At 72.7% G+C, this 440-nt stretch carries 1 protein-coding gene; it reads right to left on the minus strand.

What is annotated here, in order from left to right:
• Nucleotides 1–440 (minus strand): TetR/AcrR family transcriptional regulator (locus HG543_RS54120; RefSeq protein ID WP_169352730.1); only part of this gene is annotated, 440 nt, incomplete at both ends.

Below are 440 nucleotides of genomic sequence, written 5' to 3' on the forward strand. Positions count from 1 at the left end.
CGCTTCCCGGTGCCAGCGCCCCCACGCGCTCCCCGTGCGCCAGCACCTCCCGCACCAGCTCCCGCGCCTGGGCACCCAAGGCCTCCGGCTCCAGCGAATCCGGATGCCAGTGCATGAAGGTGAAGTGGAAGAGCTCCGGCTTGCGCGTCGCGCACCACGCCAGCTGCTCCCAGAAGACATCGAAGGCCTCGCGGAAGCTGCCTTCCGGCCGTTCCAGCACCATCTCGAAGCCTCCCCGCGCGATGCGGCAGACGTCGGCCTCGGCCCACTGGCGCACCTGCTGCGCGAAGCCCGCCTTGCTGCCATAGCGCCGGTAGAAGCTGCCCACCGACATGCCCCCCGCCCTGGCCAGCTCCTCGGCGCGCACGTGGCCGTAGCCGCGCCCGGCCAGCGCCCCCGCCGACTCGCGCAGCGACACCTCGTACAGATGCTCCGGGCCC

It is taken from the genome of Pyxidicoccus fallax (assembly GCF_012933655.1).
Lineage (GTDB): Bacteria > Myxococcota > Myxococcia > Myxococcales > Myxococcaceae > Myxococcus > Myxococcus fallax.